This window comes from Streptomyces sp. P6-2-1, assembly GCF_050613165.1.
Lineage (GTDB): Bacteria > Actinomycetota > Actinomycetes > Streptomycetales > Streptomycetaceae > Streptomyces.
This window is the reverse complement of record NZ_CP192513.1, coordinates 1,510,415-1,527,178: the sequence shown is the minus strand read 5'-3', so window position 1 is coordinate 1,527,178 and position 16,764 is coordinate 1,510,415. Positions and strand designations below refer to the sequence as shown.

The following is a 16,764-nucleotide window of genomic DNA, read 5'->3' as shown; positions in this document are numbered from 1 at the left end:
GACGGCTCAGCCGGTGCGCCGCACCGTGTACGCCGTCCCCTCGCGTCCCACGTACTCCTGGCCCCGCATCTCGCACCACGCCGGGATGTCCAGGGCCGCCGCCTCGTCGTCCGACAGGACGGTCACCGTGGCGCCGACAGGCACGCGCGGGAAGACCTTCGCGAGTTCGATGACCGGGATCGGGCAGCGCTTGCCGAGGGCGTCGACGACGAGCGGCCCGCCTCCCGCCTCGCCGGGCGGCTCCTCCTCCACCGGGGCGCCGAGCTGCTCCCTGACCCCGGCCACCACGCCGGGCAGCACCTCCAGGAAGCGGTCCACGTCCTGCGCCCGCACGTCCACGGGGAGCGAGACGCGCACATTGCCCTCGCTCAGGACACCCATCGCGCGCAGGACGTGGCTCGGGGTCAGGGCCGAACTCGTGCAGGACGAACCGGACGAGACGGAGAAACCGGCCCGGTCGAGCGCGCTGAGCACGCTCTCGCCGTCCACGTAGAGACAGGAGAAGGTGAGCAGGTGCGGCAGCCGCCGCTCCGGATCGCCCACCACCTCCGTACGCGGCACGAGCAGCGGTACCTCTTCCCGCAGCCGCTCCGTCAGCGCGCGCAACTCCCCGGCCCGCGCCACCGCGTCGGCGCGCGCGGCGCGGAGCGAGGCCGCCGCAGCGACGATCGCCGGCAGGTTCTCGAAGCCGGGAGCCCGCCCGCCCTCCCTCTCGTCGCTGGGACCCTGGGGCGCGAAACGCGTGCCCTTGCGTACGACGAGCAGACCGACGCCCGCGGGCCCGCCCCACTTGTGCGCGCTCGCCGCGAGCAGCGACCAGTCGCCCTCCACGGGCCCCCACAGGAGCGACTGCGCCGCGTCCACGAGCAGCGGCACGCCCGCCGCGCGGCAGACCCCGGCCACATCGGCGACCGGCTGCACCGTGCCCACCTCGTGGTTCGCCGACTGGAGCACGGCGAGCGCGGTGCCGGTACGGAGCGCGGCGGCGTACGCGTCCGGGTCGACGGCGCCCGTACGGGACACCCCGACCTCCGTCACCTCACCACCCGCACGCGTGTGCGCCTCGGCCGCGTGCAGGACGGAGGAGTGCTCGACCGCCGAGACGACGAGGTGCTTGCCCACGCGCCGCCTGCCCGCGAGCGCCCCGGCGAGCCCGGCGTGGACCGCGCGGGTGCCCGAGGGCGTGAAGACGAGTTCGTCGGGGCGGCAGCCCACGGCCTCGGCGGCGGCCTCGCGGGCCGCGTCCAGGAGCAGCCGGGCGCGCCGCCCCTCGCGGTAGAGCCTGGCCGGATCGGCCCAGCCCTCGTCGAGAGCGGCGAGCAACGCCTGCCGGGCGACAGGGTGGAGCGGGGCGGCGGAGGCCACGTCGAAGTACGGCACCCGGTCACGCTATCCCCGGCCCGCCCGCGCCCTCGCGCCCGCCCCGCCCCCCCCGTCCACCCGCACGGGAGCGCCGCGCCCTCACCCCCGTGCGAGAACCCCGCCCCCCGTTACCCGTACGACAACCACACCGTCCCCACCCGTCCCCCTCCCGAGCGGCCGCGCGACACGCCCGGCGCCGCACTCCTTCTTTTCGGCGTTCTTTCCCGCGCCCCCCGCGGCGCGCCGCACGCGCCCGGGGAGAAGGGGCGTCAGATGGCCTGCGCGAGGGGCGATTCCACCCCTTCGGGGAGTGCTGCGGCGCGTTGGGGACCCTCCCCGCGCGACCCCAAATTGAGTCCAGTAGGGTTTGGTCCGCATAAACATCCAAACCCTGCCCGCCGCGGGGGCACGGCGACCGACCAGCGTGAAGGCCGCGTACGCCTCGGTGCGGGCGAGACTCTCGGGAAGGCGCTACGTGAGTCCCAACGGCTCCGACCGCTCGTCGCGGCGCCCGATGCGGCGGAAGCTGCCGCAGGTGCTGACTGCGGGCCTGATCCTGGTAACCGCTACCGGTTGCTCATACAAGGACTTCCCCCGCCTTGGTATGCCCACGCCCACCACGGAGGAGGCGCCGCGCATCCTTTCGCTGTGGCAGGGCTCCTGGGCGGCGGCCCTCGCCGTGGGTGTCCTCGTCTGGGGGCTGATCCTGTGGAGCGCGTTCTTCCACAGGCGCAGCCGCCACAAGGTCGAGGTACCCCGGCAGACCCGGTACAACATGCCTCTTGAGACGTTGTACACGGTTGTCCCTCTGCTGATCGTCTCGGTCCTCTTCTACTTCGTCGCCCGCGACGAGTCGAAGCTCATGGACCTCTCGGACAAGCCGACCCACACGGTGAACGTGGTCGGCTACCAGTGGAGCTGGGGCTTCAACTACATCGAGAACGTCGATGGGGACGACTCCACAGGCGACGCCGCGAAGTCCAAGGAACTCAAGGCGATCCCGGACCGCTTCGCCGCGGACTTCCCCAAGGGCGCCGAAGGGGTCTACGTCGCCGGCACCCCGGCCGACCGGAACCCCCAGACCGGGAACCCGGGTCCGACCCTGTGGCTCCCCAAGGGCGAGAAGGTCCGTTTCGTCCTGACCTCGCGTGACGTCATCCACTCCTTCTGGGTGGTTCCCTTCCTCATGAAGCAGGACGTCATCCCGGGTCACACCAACGCCTTCGAGGTGACCCCCAACAAGGAGGGCACCTTCCTGGGCAAGTGCGCCGAACTCTGCGGCGTCGACCACTCCCGGATGCTCTTCAACGTCAAGGTCGTCTCGCCCGAGCGCTACGAGGCCCACCTCAAGCAGCTCGCCAAGGACGGCCAGACCGGTTACATCCCGGCCGGTATCGAGCAGTCGGGTCACGAGAAGAACCGGGAGACGAAGAACCTGTGAGTATCGACAACGACCCTCAGCGGGTCGCGACCGCGGAAGGGACGCTCGTCTCCGAGCCCCCGGTCCGCCGCCGTGAACCCGGAAACGTCGTGGTGAAGTGGCTGACCACCACCGACCACAAGACGATCGGCTCGCTCTACCTGATCACGTCGTTCATCTTCTTCTGCATCGGCGGTGTGCTCGCGCTCATCATGCGCGCCGAGCTGGCCAGGCCCGGTACGCAGCTGATCTCGAACGAGCAGTTCAACCAGGCGTTCACGATGCACGGCACGATCATGCTGCTGATGTTCGCGACGCCGCTGTTCTCCGGTTTCGCCAACTGGATCATGCCGCTCCAGATCGGTGCCCCCGATGTGGCCTTCCCGCGGCTGAACATGTTCGCGTACTGGCTGTACCTCTTCGGCTCGGTCATCGCGGTGGGCGGCTTCGTCACCCCGCAGGGCGCGGCCGACTTCGGCTGGTTCGCCTACTCGCCGCTCTCGGACGCGGTCCGCTCCCCGGGCGTCGGCGCCGACATGTGGATTCTCGGCCTGGCCTTCTCCGGCTTCGGCACGATCCTCGGCTCGGTCAACTTCATCACCACGATCATCTGCATGCGCGCCCCCGGCATGACGATGTTCCGCATGCCGATCTTCACCTGGAACGTGCTGCTCACCGGTGTCCTGGTGCTGCTCGCCTTCCCCGTGCTCGCCGCGGCGCTCTTCGCACTCGAAGCCGACCGAAAATTCGGGGCGCATGTATTCGACGCGACAAACGGCGGGGCATTGCTCTGGCAACACCTCTTCTGGTTCTTCGGCCATCCAGAGGTGTACATCATCGCGCTGCCATTCTTCGGCATCATTTCCGAAGTCATTCCGGTCTTCGCGCGCAAGCCGATCTTCGGCTACGTGGGCCTCATCGGCGCGACCATCGCCATCGCCGGTCTCTCGGTGACGGTGTGGGCGCACCACATGTACGTGACCGGCGGGGTACTCCTCCCGTTCTTCTCCTTCATGACGTTCCTGATCGCCGTGCCAACGGGCGTGAAGTTCTTCAACTGGGTCGGAACGATGTGGAAGGGGTCCTTGTCCTTCGAGACACCGATGCTCTGGTCGATCGGCTTCCTGATCACCTTCCTCTTCGGCGGTCTGACCGGCGTGATCCTCGCGGCCCCGCCGCTGGACTTCCACGTCTCGGACTCGTACTTCGTCGTCGCGCACTTCCACTACGTGATCTTCGGTACCGTCGTCTTCGCGATGTTCGCCGGATTCCACTTCTGGTGGCCGAAGTTCACCGGCAAGATGCTCGACGAGCGGCTCGGGAAGATCACCTTCTGGACCCTCTTCGTCGGCTTCCACGGCACCTTCCTCGTCCAGCACTGGCTGGGCGCCGAGGGCATGCCGCGCCGGTACGCCGACTACCTGGCCGCCGACGGCTTCACCGCGCTGAACACGGTCTCGACCATCAGCTCCTTCCTGCTCGGCCTGTCGATCCTGCCGTTCTTCTACAACGTCTGGAAGACCGCCAAGTACGGCAAGAAGATCGAGGTGGACGACCCGTGGGGCTTCGGCCGCTCCCTGGAGTGGGCGACCTCCTGCCCGCCGCCGCGGCACAACTTCACCTCGCTGCCCCGCATCCGCAGTGAATCCCCGGCCTTCGACCTCCACCACCCGGAGATCGCGGCCCTCGACCAGCTGGAGAACGGCGACCAGCGCGACACCGCGCTCGTCGGCGGCAAGGAGGCCGGACGGTGAAGGTCCAGGGCAAGATGTTCATCTGGCTGAGCGTCTTCGTCCTCGCCATGGCGGTCGTCTATGGCGTGTGGTCGAAGGAGCCGGCCGGTACCACGGCACTCTTCCTCGCCTTCGGGCTCTGCATCATGATCGGTTACTACCTGGCGTTCACCGCCCGGCGGATCGATGCGGGCGCGCAGGACAACAAGGAGGCCGACGTCGCCGACGACGCCGGCGAGGTGGGCTTCTTCAGCCCGCACAGCTGGCAGCCGCTCGCGCTGAGCGTCGGTGGCGCGCTGGCCTTCCTCGCCGTGGCCGTCGGCTGGTGGCTGCTCTACTTCTCGGCCCCGATCCTGCTGATCGGCCTCTTCGGCTGGGTCTTCGAGTACTACCGCGGAGAAAACCAGAACCAGTAGCACATGCTGCGTCAGGAGGGGCCAGGACACACCGCAGGGTGGGTCCTGGCCCCTCTTTTCGCGCCCTCCGGGGCCACTCGAACAGCCCAGTCGGCCGCGCTGAACGGGCGTCGGCTCCGTACGTTGAGGCCATGAGCCACACACCGCGAACCCGTACGGTACTGAGCTGCACTGTGCTGGTGGCCGCTCTTGGAGCCGGCCTCTCGGCCTGCGGCGGCGACGCCCGTGGAAACTCGCTGACCGCCCGGCCGTACGACGCGGCGGGGCACGTCACCTTCAACACGGCGGGCGCCGAACGCGTCAACCCGGACAAGCCGCTGGAGGTGACGGTCAAGGGCAAGGACAGCCGGATCACCGACGTCACGGCCGCCGACGGCCTCGGCCGCCAGGTCGCGGGGGAACTCTCCGCCGACGGGACCCGCTGGCACTCGACAGGCCCCCTCGCCGCCGCCGCCGACTACACGGTGCGTGTCGCCACCGAGAACAAGGACGGCGCGCCCGGGCTGAAGACCCTTCGCTTCCACACCGCCGACGCGGGCAAGAACCGCCTCAAGGTGACCTTCGGCCCCAAGACCGGCACGTACGGGGTCGGGCAGCCGATCACCGCCGAGCTGAGCGCCCCGGTCAAGGACAAGGCCGCGCGCGCGGTCGTCGAACGCTCCCTCAAGGTCGAGTCCTCGCAGGACGTCGAAGGCTCCTGGTACTGGGTGGACTCCAAGGAACTCCACTACCGGCCCCGTACGTACTGGCCCGCGCACTCCAAGGTGAACGTGAGCGCCCACCTCGACGGCGTGAAGGTCACCGACACCCTGCGCGGCGGCGAGGCGAAGCCGCTCTCGCTCAGCTTCGGCGACCGCATCGAGGCGCTCGTCGACTCCGGCAGCCACCACATGACGGTGCGCAAGAACGGCGAGGAGATAAAAACCCTGCCGGTGACCACCGGCAAGCCGGGCTTCTCGACCCGCAACGGGATCAAGGTGATCCTGGGCAAGGAGTCCTTCGTCCGGATGCGCAGCGGCAGCGTCGGCATCGCCGCGGGCAGCTCGGAGTCCTACGACCTGCCGGTCTACTGGGCCACCCGGGTGACATGGAGCGGTGAATACGTGCACGCCGCGCCGTGGTCGGTCGGCTCGCAGGGCTCGGCGAACACGAGCCACGGGTGCGTGGGGATGAGCACAGGCAACGCGCACTGGTTCTTCGACACCGTGCGGGAGGGGGACATCGTGCGGGTCGTCAACAGCGGCGGCGAGCAGATGGCGCCGTTCGGGAACGGATTCGGGGACTGGAATCTGAGCTGGGCCAAGTGGCGGGAGGGCAGTGCGGTGACCGGGAGCGGACACAACACGGCCCCCGGCGGGGTCGAGCAGGCGCGGCTGCGGCCGCAGCTGTAATCACTCGGGCGAGTGAATCCCCAAGGCCCTCCCCGCGCCGTCCAGCGCGCGGGGAGGGCCTTCCGCGTGGGTCCGCGGGACGCTGCCGCGCGGACCGCTCCGGCCCGCGCCCCGCTCCTCACAGGCCCGCTCCTCCCACGCCCCGCTCCTCACACGCCGGAGAGGCTGTCCTTCTTCAGCAGGCCCGCCAGTGCCCCCGCGAACTCCACCGGGTCCACCGGGAGGGTCACCGCGGCGTCGGCGCGGCTCCAGGTGGCGAGCCAGGCGTCCTGCGGGCGGCCCATCAGGAGCAGGACAGGGGGGCAGCGGAAGATCTCGTCCTTGATCTGCCGGCAGACGCCCATACCGCCCGCGGGGGCCGTCTCGCCGTCCAGGACGCAGACGTCGATGCCGCCGCGCTCCAGTTCCTTCAGCACGGCCGGGAGCGTCGCGCACTCCACGAACTGCACATCGGGGGCGCCGGGGGCGGGCCTGCGGCCGGTGGCGAGCCGTACCTGGGTGCGGGTTTCGGCGTTGTCGCTGTAGATCAGCACGGTGGCGATCGGCTGCATTTCTCCTCCTGGCCTCGGGTGTGACCGGGTCCCCGGTGGGCCGGATGCTACTCCGTCCGACTGCCCGTCAACACCGCTGTGAACAGCTCAACGATGGGCTGTTCGGGCCCGACACACGGGGCGGACACACCGAACGGCACCCCCGGGAGTGAGGGCGGGATAAGCGACCGACATAATGTCGGTCGTGGCGACAGCAACGACAGTAGAAACCGGGCCCGCGCACCCGTCGGTCAACAGGCCGAACCTCACCAGCGTCGGAACCATCATCTGGCTGAGTTCCGAGCTGATGTTCTTCGCGGCCCTCTTCGCGATGTACTTCACCCTGCGATCGGTGACCGGACCGGATCACTGGAAGGAAATGGCGGATGCCCTGAACGTTCCGTTCTCGGGTACCAACACCGCCATCCTGGTGGCCTCCTCTCTCACCTGCCAGCTCGGCGTCTTCGCCGCCGAGCGCGGCGATGTGAAGAAGCTCCGTACCTGGTTCGCGATCACCTTCGTGATGGGTGCGATCTTCATCGGAGGTCAGATCTTCGAATACACGGACCTGGTCAAGGAAGAGGGGCTCTCGCTCTCCTCCGACCCCTACGGTTCCGTCTTCTACCTCACGACCGGATTCCACGGACTGCACGTGACGGGCGGCCTCATCGCCTTCCTGCTTGTCCTGGGCCGGACGTACGCGGCCAAGAGGTTCACACATCACCAGGCCACTGCGGCCATCGTCGTGTCCTACTACTGGCACTTCGTCGATGTCGTCTGGATCGGCCTCTTCGCCACGATCTACCTGATCAAGTAATCCGGGCGAGAAGCCCACATCCAGTAGCACCGACGCAGAAGATCCTGACACCGGGGTAATCCGTGAAAAAGCTCTCCGTACGACGACGCCATCCGCTGGCGGCGGTCGTCGTCCTACTCCTCGCGCTGGCGGCCACCGGGGGGCTGTACGCCGCGTTCGCGCCTGCGGACAAGGCACAGGCTGAGGAAACAGCCCAGTCCCTCAAGATCGACGAGGGCAAGAAGCTCTACGACGTCGGCTGCGCCAGTTGCCACGGAACCGGTGGACAGGGCAGCAGCGACGGGCCGAGCCTCGTCGGCGTGGGCGCCGCGGCCGTCGACTTCCAGGTCGGTACCGGCCGTATGCCGCTCCAGCAGCAGGGCGCCCAGGCGCCCCGCAAGAAGGTCATCTACTCCGAGAAGGAGATCGACCAGCTCGCGACCTACGTCGCCTCGCTCGGCGCCGGTCCCGAGGTGCCGACCAAGAACCAGTACGACCCCGCCGGGTCGGACAGCGCCAAGGGCGGCGAGCTCTTCCGTACCAACTGCGCGCAGTGCCACAACTTCACCGGCGAGGGCGGCGCGCTGACGCACGGCAAGTTCGCTCCCTCGCTTGAGGGCGTCGACCCGAAGCACCTCTACGAGGCCATGCAGACCGGCCCGCAGAACATGCCCTCCTTCCCCGACACCACGATGCCGGAGAAGCAGAAGAAGCAGATCATCGCCTACCTGCGCGACGTCAACGGGGACAAGGCCACCAACCCCGGTGGTCTCAGCCTCGGGGGTCTCGGTCCGGTGAGTGAAGGTCTCTTCGCCTGGGTCTTCGGGCTCGGTGCGCTGATCGCCGTCGCCACGTGGGTCGCCGTCCGGACCGCAAAGGCCAAGAAGTCATGAGCAGCCAAGACAATCCCGAAGAGAACCTGCCCGCAGGGCAGGGCGCCGAGGAGCACTCGGCCGAGCTGGCGAAGAACCCCTTCGCCGACCCGGGGCTGCCGCCCCACGAGCACCGCATCCAGGACCTGGACGAGCAGGCCGCCAAGCGCAGCGAGCGCGTGGTCGCCTTCCTCTTCACCCTGTCGATGCTCGCGACGGCCGGCTTCATCGCCTCGTACGTGATCTTCAAGCCGGGCAAGATCGTCTACATCTGGCCCTTCGGGCACGTCAGCGCGCTGAACTTCTCGCTCGGCCTGACGCTGGGCCTCGCGCTGTTCTCGATCGGCGCGGGCGCCGTCCACTGGGCGCGCACCCTGATGTCGGACGTCGAGCTGGTCGACGAGCGCCACGACATCGAGGCCGACAACGACACCCGCGCGAAGGTCATCGCGGACTTCAAGCAGGGCGCCAAGGACTCCGTCATCGGGCGCCGCAAGCTCATCCGCAACTCGATGTTCGGCGCGCTGGCCCTCGTGCCGCTCTCCGGCGTCGTGCTCCTTCGCGACCTCGGCCCGCTGCCCGAGAAGAAGCTCCGCTCCACGAAGTGGAAAAAGGGCTCGGTCATCGTCAACATGAACACCAACGAGCCGCTGCGTCCCGAGGACGTCATCACCGGTTCGCTGACGTTCGCCAAGCCCGAGGGCCTGGAGGAGACGGACCACGACTTCCAGAACCAGATCGCCAAGGCCGCCCTGATGATCATCCGGATCGCCCCGGAGAACATCAAGGACAAGCGCGAGCTGGACTGGTCGCACCAGGGCATCGTCGCCTACTCCAAGATCTGCACCCACGTCGGTTGCCCGATCAGCCTGTACGAGCAGCAGACGCACCACGTCCTCTGCCCGTGCCACCAGTCCACCTTCGACCTCTCCGACGGCGCCCGAGTGATCTTCGGCCCGGCCGGTCACCCGCTGCCGCAGCTGCGGATCGGCGTGAACGACGAGGGTTACCTCGAAGCGCTCGGCGACTTCGACGAGCCCGTCGGTCCTGCCTTCTGGGAGCGCGGATGAGCACCGAGACCACACATGCACCCGGCGCGGACGCGCCGGACCGCAGTCAGGCGCCCGCCGGGGAACGGCTCGCCGACTGGGCGGACGGACGGCTCGGCATCTACAGCCTGGCCAAGTCCAACATGCGCAAGATCTTTCCGGACCACCCGAGCTTCATGCTCGGCGAGATCTGCATGTACAGCTTCATCATCATCATCCTCACGGGTGTGTACCTGACGCTGTTCTTCCACCCGAGCATGAACGAGGTGGAGTACCACGGCGTCTACGGCCCCATGCAGGGCCAGCTCATGTCGGAGGCGTTCTCCTCCACGCTGAAGATCAGCTTCGAGGTCCGCGGCGGTCTGCTCATCCGGCAGATCCACCACTGGGCCGCGCTCATCTTCCTCGCCGGCATGTTCGTGCACATGATGCGCGTCTTCTTCACGGGCGCCTTCCGCAAGCCGCGTGAGATCAACTGGCTGTTCGGCTTCCTGCTCTTCGCCCTGGGCATGTTCACCGGGTTCACCGGTTACTCGCTCCCGGACGACCTGCTCTCCGGCACCGGTGTCCGCTTCACGCAGGGCGCGATCCTGTCCGTGCCGATCGTCGGCACGTACATCTCGATGTTCCTGTTCGGCGGGGAGTTCCCCGGCGGCGACTTCGTCGCCCGGTTCTACTCGATCCACATCCTGCTGCTGCCCGGCATCATGCTGGGGCTCATGGTGGGCCACCTGATCCTGGTCTTCTACCACAAGCACACGCAGTACGCGGGCCCCGGACGCACCGAGAAGAACGTCGTCGGGATGCCGCTGCTCCCGGTGTACATGGCGAAGGCCGGAGGCTTCTTCTTCCTCGTCTTCGGTGTCATCGCGGCCATCGCCGGTATCGCGACGATCAACCCGATCTGGGCGATCGGCCCCTACCGGCCCGACCAGGTGTCCACCGGCGCCCAGCCCGACTGGTACATGGGCTTCGCCGAAGGTCTCATCCGTGTCATGCCGGGGTGGGAGATCAACCTGTGGGGCCACACGCTGGTCCTCGGTGTGTTCATCCCGCTGGTGGTCTTCGGTCTCGTCCTCGGCGCGATGGCGGTCTACCCGTTCATCGAGTCCTGGGTCACCGGGGACAAGCGCGAGCACCACATCCTCGACCGCCCGCGCAACGCCCCGGTCCGCACGGGCCTCGGTGTCGCTTGGGTGACGATGTACATGATCACGCTCGTCGGCGGTGGCAACGACCTGTGGGCCACCCACTTCCACCTGTCGCTCAACGCGATCAGCTGGTTCGTGCGGATCGGCTTCTTCGTCGGCCCTGTCGTCGCCTTCATCATCACCAAGCGGATCTGCCTCGGCCTCCAGCGCCGCGACAGGGAGAAGGTGCTGCACGGGCGCGAGTCCGGCGTCATCAAGCGCCTGCCGCACGGTGAGTTCATCGAGGTGCACGAGCCGCTCAGCGCCGAGCAGCGCTACACGCTCACCGCGCACGAGCAGGTCAAGCCCTTCGAGATCGGCGAGACCACCGACGAGAACGGCGTCAAGCGCAAGGTCTCCGGCGCCGAGAAGCTCCGCTCCAAGCTCTCCAAGGGCTACTACGGCGACGGGACCCAGATCCCGAAGCCGACGGAGGAGGAGTACAAGGAGATCACGAGCGGCCACGGCCACCACTGATCCCCGCACTGTCACGCCACACGCCACCTGAGGGCCCCGTCCCGTCCCACCTTCCCGGTGGGCGGACGGGGCCCTTCGCGCTGTCCGCGCGCCGATAAGGTGGGGGACGAAGAGACGGCGGCCGGCGCGCTGCGCCCCCGCCCCCGTACCCACACACCAGGAGCGGCCATGAGCGCTGTGCACCCCGTCGGAGGCGATACCGCGGCGGCCCGCTCCTGGCCGGCCGTACTCGACGGACTCCTCTCGGGCCGTGACCAGTCCGCGGCCGACACCGCCTGGGCGATGGACCGCATCATGCGGGGCGAGGCGACCGACGCGCAGATCGCCGGTTTCGCCGTGGCCCTGCGCGCCAAGGGCGAGACCGTCGAGGAGATCAGCGGCATCGTCGAGGCGATGTACGCGCACGCCCGCACCATCGACGTCCCCGGCGACGCCGTCGACATCGTCGGTACCGGCGGGGACGGGGCCAAGACCGTCAACATCTCGACGATGTCCGCCGTGGTCGTCGCGGGGACGGGCGCGAAGGTCGTCAAGCACGGCAACCGCGCCGCCTCGTCGGCCTCGGGGGCCTCCGACGTCCTGGAGAAGCTCGGCGTCAACCTGGAGCTGAGCCCGGAGCGGGTCGCGCAGGTCGCGGAGGAAGCGGGGATCACCTTCTGCTTCGCCGTGAAGTTCCACCCGGCGCTGCGGTACGTCGCCGCGGCACGCGGTGAACTGGGCATCCGTACGACCTTCAACTTCCTCGGGCCGCTCACCAATCCGGCCCGGGTCCGCGCCCAGGCCACCGGCGTGGCCGACGCGAGGATGGCGCCGATCATGGCCGGGGTGCTCGCCGCGCGCGGCTCGTCGGCGCTCGTCTTCCGGGGCGACGACGGTCTCGACGAACTCACGACGGCGGCGACCTCGCGCGTGTGGATCGTCCAGGACGGCGCGGTGCGCGAGGAGAGCTTCGACCCGCGCGACGTCGGCCTCACGCTCTCGCCGGTCACGGCCCTGCGCGGCGGCGACGCCTCGCACAACGCGGAGGTCGCCCGCCGCCTCTTCGCGGGCGAGCGCGGCCCGGTGCGCGACGCGGTGCTCCTCAACTCGGCGGCGGCCCTCGCCGCCCTGCGCCCGAGCGGGGAGTCGCTGAGGGACCGGATCGGGGAGGGCATGGCGCGGGCCGCGGAAGCGCTCGACTCGGGGGCCGCGGAGGCGGCGCTGGAGCGCTGGGTCAGGGCGAGCAACAGCTGACCGCCACCGGGGCGGGCGGCGGTTGGCGCCGCTTCACCGGCACGGGCGGTACGGGCCTCGGGCGCGTACCGCCCGTTTCGCATGCTGGAACCCCCTGGGCCCGGCGCGGGGCCCTGTGGCAGGATGCTGGCAGGTCATGAGTGACAGCGACTACGGCCCCGGCCTGCTGTCCGGCAACCCTCCGTCCGTGGCGGGGTGCCCCGGGTGAAGACCTGGCCGCAGGCAGCGAGGTCTGCGGCAAGCGCGGACCCCTCCGCGCCCGTCAGGGGCGTTGGCACACCTCCCTTTCGCGGCGTCAGGCACCAGGGGTCCTGGTCGTCGAGGGAGCGGTTCTCCGTGAGCAAGCGAATGTCGTAGGGCGCACACCCTTCACCACGTCAGGGTGCGGCGCCCTTCGCCGTCCTGGGCCGCCGGGCCCTTCGTACCGCCCGCCGCCCCCGTCCTCGCAGCTCGCCTTCCGCTGCCTTCCGCCTCCACGTACGGGAGTTCGCCATGTCTGTTTCCGCCACCGCCTCCGCCACCGCCGCCCTCGCCGCCCCGCTGCCCGTCCTCGGCCGCGAGGTGCGCGTGCCGCTCGTCACCGGCGGCGAGGTCGAGTACGCCGCGCTCGACTACGCCGCGAGCGCCCCCGCCCTGGAGCGCGTCTGGAACGACGTCGCCGCCTACGCCCCCTACTACGGCAGCGTGCACCGCGGCGCCGGGTACCTCTCGCAGCTGTCCACCGAGCTGTTCGAGACCGCCCGCGCGGACGTCGCCGCCTTCCTCGGCTGCCGCGCGGACGACGAGCTGGTCTTCACGCGCTCCACGACCGATTCGCTCAACCTCCTCGCCGCCGCGCTGCCCGCGGGCTGTGAGGTGTACGTCTTCGAGACCGAGCACCACGCCTCGCTGCTGCCCTGGCGCACCGCCGCCGTGACCCACCTCGACGCCCCGCGCAGCCCCGCGGACGCCGTCACGACGCTGGAGGGCGCGCTCAGGGCCCGTACCGGCCGGGGACCTGCCCTCGTGTGTGTCACGGGCGCGTCGAACGTGACGGGGGAGCTGTGGCCCGTCGCCGAGCTGGCCCGCGTCGCGCACGCGCACGGCGCGCGGATCGTCCTCGACGCGGCCCAGCTCGCCCCGCACCACCCCGTCTCGGTCCAGGACCTCGACGTGGACTGGGTCGCCTTCTCGGGCCACAAGCTGTACGCGCCCTTCGGCGCCGGGGTGCTCGCGGGCCGCGCGGACTGGCTGGAGGACGCCGAGCCCTACCTCGCGGGCGGCGGCGCGAGCCGTGCCGTGAGCAGGCGCGCGGACGGCGGCGTGGACGTCGAGTGGCACCAGGGGGCGGCCCGCCACGAGGCCGGTTCGCCGAACGTCATCGGCGCCTACGCGATCGCCTCCGCGTGCAAGGCCCTCACGGAGGCGGGCTTCGACGCGCTCGTCGCCCGCGAGCAGCAGCTCGTCGCGCGGGTCAGGGACGGGCTCGCCGCGATCGAGGGCGTCCGTGTCCTCGGGCTCTTCGGGCCCGAGGCCGAGCGGGTCGGCGTGCTCTCCTTCGTCGTGAGCGGCTGGAACAGCTCGCACCTCGCCGCCGCGCTCTCGGCCGAGTACGGGATCGGGGTCCGCGACGGGCTCTTCTGCGCCCACCCGCTGGTCCGCACGCTGCTCGGCGCGGACGCCGGGGCGCCCGGCGAGTGCGGGGCTCCCGAGGGCGGCTCGCTCAACGCGGTGCGGGTCAGCTTCGGCGCGGGGACGCCCGACGAGCACGTGGAGCGCTTCCTCGGCGCGGTGCGCGAGCTGGTCGAGAAGGGCGCGCGCTGGACGTACAGGACCGAGGGCGGGCGCTGCGTGCCCGCGGTCTGAGCGGGAGCCGAGGGAGGGGCGCCGGTCCTCGGACCGGCGCCCCTCCCTCGTACCTCCGGGGAAGCGTGCCTCAGGAGTCGAGGCCGATCGCGAAGGCCGCCTCCAGGTCGTGCTGCGAGTACGTGCGGAAGGCCACGTGCGTATCGGTCGCCGCGACGCCGGGGATCTTGCTGATCCGGTTCGGGATGATCTCGGCGAGGTCCTCGTGGCGGCTCACCCGGACCATCGCGATGAGGTCGTAGGAGCCGGTGACCGAGAAGACCTCGCTCACGCTGTCCAGCGCGGCGATGGACTCGGCGATCTCCGGGATTCGGTCGACGCTGGTCTTGATGAGCACGATCGCGGTGATCACGGCTGTTGGTCCCCTTCACTGTCCTGGTGGGCCCACTGTAGTCCGGGCCTCCGTCCCCGCCGCGCGGTCCCGCCCACAGGCCGTAGGGTTACGGGCAACACAAGCGATCCGGCCGCACAGCCCTGTACCGCACTGCCCACGTACCGCACCGCCCACGTACCGCACGCACGCGCACGCGGCACGCGAGCACGAGAAGGAAGCGACGCAGACGATGACCGTTCCCCTGCCGACGGAGACCACGCGCTGGCGCTGCACGCTGTGCGGCAACCTCACCAGGTTCGACGTGAGCCGGTCGTCGAAGGTCGTCGAGTACGTCCACCTCGACCTCGCGGGGAAACCGAACGTCGAGGAGCGCGAAGTGGTGAGTGAGACGATCGACTCGGTCCGCTGCCGCTGGTGCAACGCGGTGGACCAGATCGAACTGGTGGACAGGCCGGGGCCGGCCGCCTGAGCGCAGGCCCGCACGAGCGAGTGGGGTGAGGACATGGTGGAGGAAGCGAACGCCGAGCCCGCCGGTGCGCCCCACGGCGCGGAGCGGGACGCGCACGCGGGCGGCGCCCGCGAGGACGCCGGGCACGCGGCGGACGAGGGTGCCCGGGCGCCCGAGGGCCGGGAGCACGGCGCGCGCCGGGACGCCGAGGCGCTCGAAGGGCCGCTGCCCGAAGGGGTCAGGCATCGCGTCGTACGGTACGTGGCGAGCGGTTTCGGCGGCCTCACCGTCGGCGAACTCCCGGCCCAGCTGCGTCAGTACGCGCGGTTCACGCCGAGCAGGCGGCTCAAGTACGCGGGCAACGCGATGGCCGCCGCGGTCGAGAACGACCCCGCCTTCCGGGCCCGGGTGGCCGAGCAGTTGCGCGCCGCGCAGCCCGAGCTGTGCACGGCGCTGAGCGGGGGCACCCCGCCCCCCGCCGCCGATCCGGTGGACGTCGCCGCCGCCGCGTACCTGCTGCGGCCCCCCGGCTGGCTCAAGCTCGTGGCCGCCGCCGGTGAGGAGGCCGAGCGGGCCGGGGCCGAGCGGATGGACGAGGCGGCCAGGGAGGAGCTGGCCCGGCTGCGCGCCGAGCGCGACGAGGCGCGCGAGCGCGGGCGCGCGGACAGCGAGCGCCTGCGCGGCGAGGCCGAGGCGCTGCGCCGCGAGGCCGACGCGGTGCGGCGCAAGCTGCGGGCCGCGCAGAGCGACATCAAGCGGGGCGAGGCGGCCCTGCGCAAGGAGCAGGAGCGTGCCGAGGCCCAGCGTGCCGAGCTTCAGGCGCAGTTGAGCGCCGCCGAGAGCGAGACGCGGCGGGTGCGGGCACGGCTCGGCGAGGTCGAGGCGGCCCTTGAGGCGAGCCGTAAGGCGACGCGCGAGGGGCGCAGCGTGGAGGACATGCGCTTGCGGCTGCTGCTCGACACGGTGCTCGACGCGGCGCAGGGGCTGCGCCGCGAACTGGCGCTGCCGCCCGTCTCCGTACGGCCCGCCGAGACCGTGGACGCGCGGGAGCCCGCGGTGTTCAGCCCGAAGGACATCGCGGCCCGTGCGCTCGCCGAGGACGACCCGGCGATCCTGGACCAGTTGCTCGCGCTGCCGCAGGCGCATCTCGTCGTGGACGGGTACAACGTCACGAAGACCGGTTATCCGACGATGCCCCTGGAGAAGCAGCGCTTGCGGCTGCTCGGCGGGCTCTCGCAGCTCGCCGCGCAGAGCGGCGCCGAGGTGACGTGCGTCTTCGACGGGGCCGAGCTGGCCGCGCCCGTGCTGCTCGCGCCGCCGCGCGGGGTGCGGGTGCTGTTCAGCAAGGCGGGGGTGACGGCCGACGAGCTGATCCGGCAGCTCGTGCGGGCCGAGCCGCCCGGGCGGCCGGTGGTCGTGGTCTCGACGGACAAGGAAGTCGCTGACGGGATCGCCAAGGCGGGGGCGCGCCCGGTGCCGAGCGTGATGCTGCTGCGGCGGTTGTCGCGGGCCTGAGAGCGGTCCGTGGGACGCGGGGAACACATGTGCCCGGTATGGCTGTTGCGGCTTGGTTCGTATGATCTGTGACCGACGCGTTATCTGGTGTGCTTCGTGTGGCTTGGGGCGCGACGCTGGGTCAGTTCTTCGTCACCGCAGGTGGCTTGTGGG

Annotated in this window: 15 protein-coding genes and 1 riboswitch; of the genes, 12 read left to right on the top strand and 3 right to left on the bottom strand. The window is 70.3% G+C overall.

Translation table 11 applies throughout. From position 1 onward, the window contains the following. Positions 1-6: 6 nt before the first annotated feature. On the bottom strand, positions 7-1,380 hold the full coding sequence (locus ACQYWQ_RS06740) for a cysteine desulfurase/sulfurtransferase TusA family protein (RefSeq protein WP_431032994.1): 1,374 nt from the start codon (positions 1,378-1,380) through the stop codon (positions 7-9). A 457-nt stretch (positions 1,381-1,837) separates the two neighbouring features. On the opposite strand from ACQYWQ_RS06740, the gene ctaC reads away from it, so the two are divergent. The 4 genes from ctaC (at position 1,838) to ACQYWQ_RS06720 (ending at position 6,322) form a co-directional block, all read left to right on the top strand. Next, positions 1,838-2,803 carry an aa3-type cytochrome oxidase subunit II gene (gene ctaC, locus ACQYWQ_RS06735; protein WP_431032993.1) on the top strand — a complete coding sequence of 322 codons (966 nt, stop codon included), beginning with the start codon at positions 1,838-1,840 and terminating at the stop codon, positions 2,801-2,803. After that, positions 2,800-4,536 (top strand): aa3-type cytochrome oxidase subunit I, encoded by a 1,737-nt coding sequence (gene ctaD / locus ACQYWQ_RS06730; RefSeq protein WP_431032992.1) that lies wholly within the window; start codon positions 2,800-2,802, stop codon positions 4,534-4,536. Before ctaC ends, ctaD begins: the two co-directional genes overlap by 4 nt. Further along, a complete protein-coding gene (locus tag ACQYWQ_RS06725) occupies positions 4,533-4,931 on the top strand; it encodes a cytochrome c oxidase subunit 4 (protein ID WP_431032991.1) in 399 nt (132 codons plus the stop codon). Before ctaD ends, ACQYWQ_RS06725 begins: the two co-directional genes overlap by 4 nt. Before the next feature lie 131 nt (positions 4,932-5,062). Beyond that, positions 5,063-6,322, top strand: coding sequence for an Ig-like domain-containing protein (locus ACQYWQ_RS06720; protein WP_431032990.1), 1,260 nt, complete (start codon positions 5,063-5,065; stop codon positions 6,320-6,322). 149 nt (positions 6,323-6,471) lie between these two features. Here the strand turns inward: ACQYWQ_RS06720 and ACQYWQ_RS06715 are convergent, their stop codons facing one another. Next, positions 6,472-6,873, bottom strand: a complete 402-nt coding sequence (locus tag ACQYWQ_RS06715; protein WP_431032989.1) for a hypothetical protein — start codon at positions 6,871-6,873, stop codon at positions 6,472-6,474. A gap of 175 nt (positions 6,874-7,048) precedes the next feature. Here ACQYWQ_RS06715 and ctaE point away from each other — a divergent pair, with 175 nt between their 5' ends. The 6 genes from ctaE (at position 7,049) to ACQYWQ_RS06685 (ending at position 14,314) form a co-directional block, all read left to right on the top strand. Next, entirely contained in the window at positions 7,049-7,669 is a 621-nt protein-coding gene (ctaE, locus tag ACQYWQ_RS06710) for an aa3-type cytochrome oxidase subunit III (RefSeq protein WP_431032988.1), read from the top strand. Between the two features lie 62 nt (positions 7,670-7,731). Beyond that, positions 7,732-8,541, top strand: coding sequence for a cytochrome bc1 complex diheme cytochrome c subunit (gene qcrC / locus ACQYWQ_RS06705; protein WP_431032987.1), 810 nt, complete (start codon positions 7,732-7,734; stop codon positions 8,539-8,541). Further along, positions 8,538-9,590, top strand: coding sequence for a cytochrome bc1 complex Rieske iron-sulfur subunit (gene qcrA / locus ACQYWQ_RS06700; RefSeq protein WP_431032986.1), 1,053 nt, complete (start codon positions 8,538-8,540; stop codon positions 9,588-9,590). Before qcrC ends, qcrA begins: the two co-directional genes overlap by 4 nt. Beyond that, positions 9,587-11,236 carry a cytochrome bc1 complex cytochrome b subunit gene (gene qcrB / locus ACQYWQ_RS06695; RefSeq protein WP_431032985.1) on the top strand — a complete coding sequence of 550 codons (1,650 nt, stop codon included), beginning with the start codon at positions 9,587-9,589 and terminating at the stop codon, positions 11,234-11,236. Before qcrA ends, qcrB begins: the two co-directional genes overlap by 4 nt. Before the next feature lie 168 nt (positions 11,237-11,404). Beyond that, complete coding sequence (gene trpD / locus ACQYWQ_RS06690) at positions 11,405-12,469, top strand: anthranilate phosphoribosyltransferase (RefSeq protein WP_431032984.1); 1,065 nt, start codon at positions 11,405-11,407, stop codon at positions 12,467-12,469. A 132-nt stretch (positions 12,470-12,601) separates the two neighbouring features. Further along, positions 12,602-12,719, top strand: a riboswitch (SAM riboswitch). 242 nt (positions 12,720-12,961) lie between these two features. Continuing rightward, positions 12,962-14,314 (top strand): aminotransferase class V-fold PLP-dependent enzyme, encoded by a 1,353-nt coding sequence (locus ACQYWQ_RS06685; RefSeq protein ID WP_431032983.1) that lies wholly within the window; start codon positions 12,962-12,964, stop codon positions 14,312-14,314. Positions 14,315-14,384: 70 nt separating this feature from the next. Here ACQYWQ_RS06685 and ACQYWQ_RS06680 read toward each other — a convergent pair whose 3' ends face one another. After that, positions 14,385-14,666, bottom strand: a complete 282-nt coding sequence (locus ACQYWQ_RS06680) for an Lrp/AsnC family transcriptional regulator (protein ID WP_431032982.1) — start codon at positions 14,664-14,666, stop codon at positions 14,385-14,387. 211 nt (positions 14,667-14,877) lie between these two features. Here ACQYWQ_RS06680 and ACQYWQ_RS06675 point away from each other — a divergent pair, with 211 nt between their 5' ends. Together ACQYWQ_RS06675 and ACQYWQ_RS06670 are read left to right on the top strand one after the other, a co-directional pair. Then, complete coding sequence (locus ACQYWQ_RS06675) at positions 14,878-15,117, top strand: hypothetical protein (protein WP_007828133.1); 240 nt, start codon at positions 14,878-14,880, stop codon at positions 15,115-15,117. A gap of 33 nt (positions 15,118-15,150) precedes the next feature. Next, positions 15,151-16,611, top strand: a complete 1,461-nt coding sequence (locus ACQYWQ_RS06670; RefSeq protein ID WP_431032981.1) for an NYN domain-containing protein — start codon at positions 15,151-15,153, stop codon at positions 16,609-16,611. Positions 16,612-16,764: the final 153 nt, after the last annotated feature.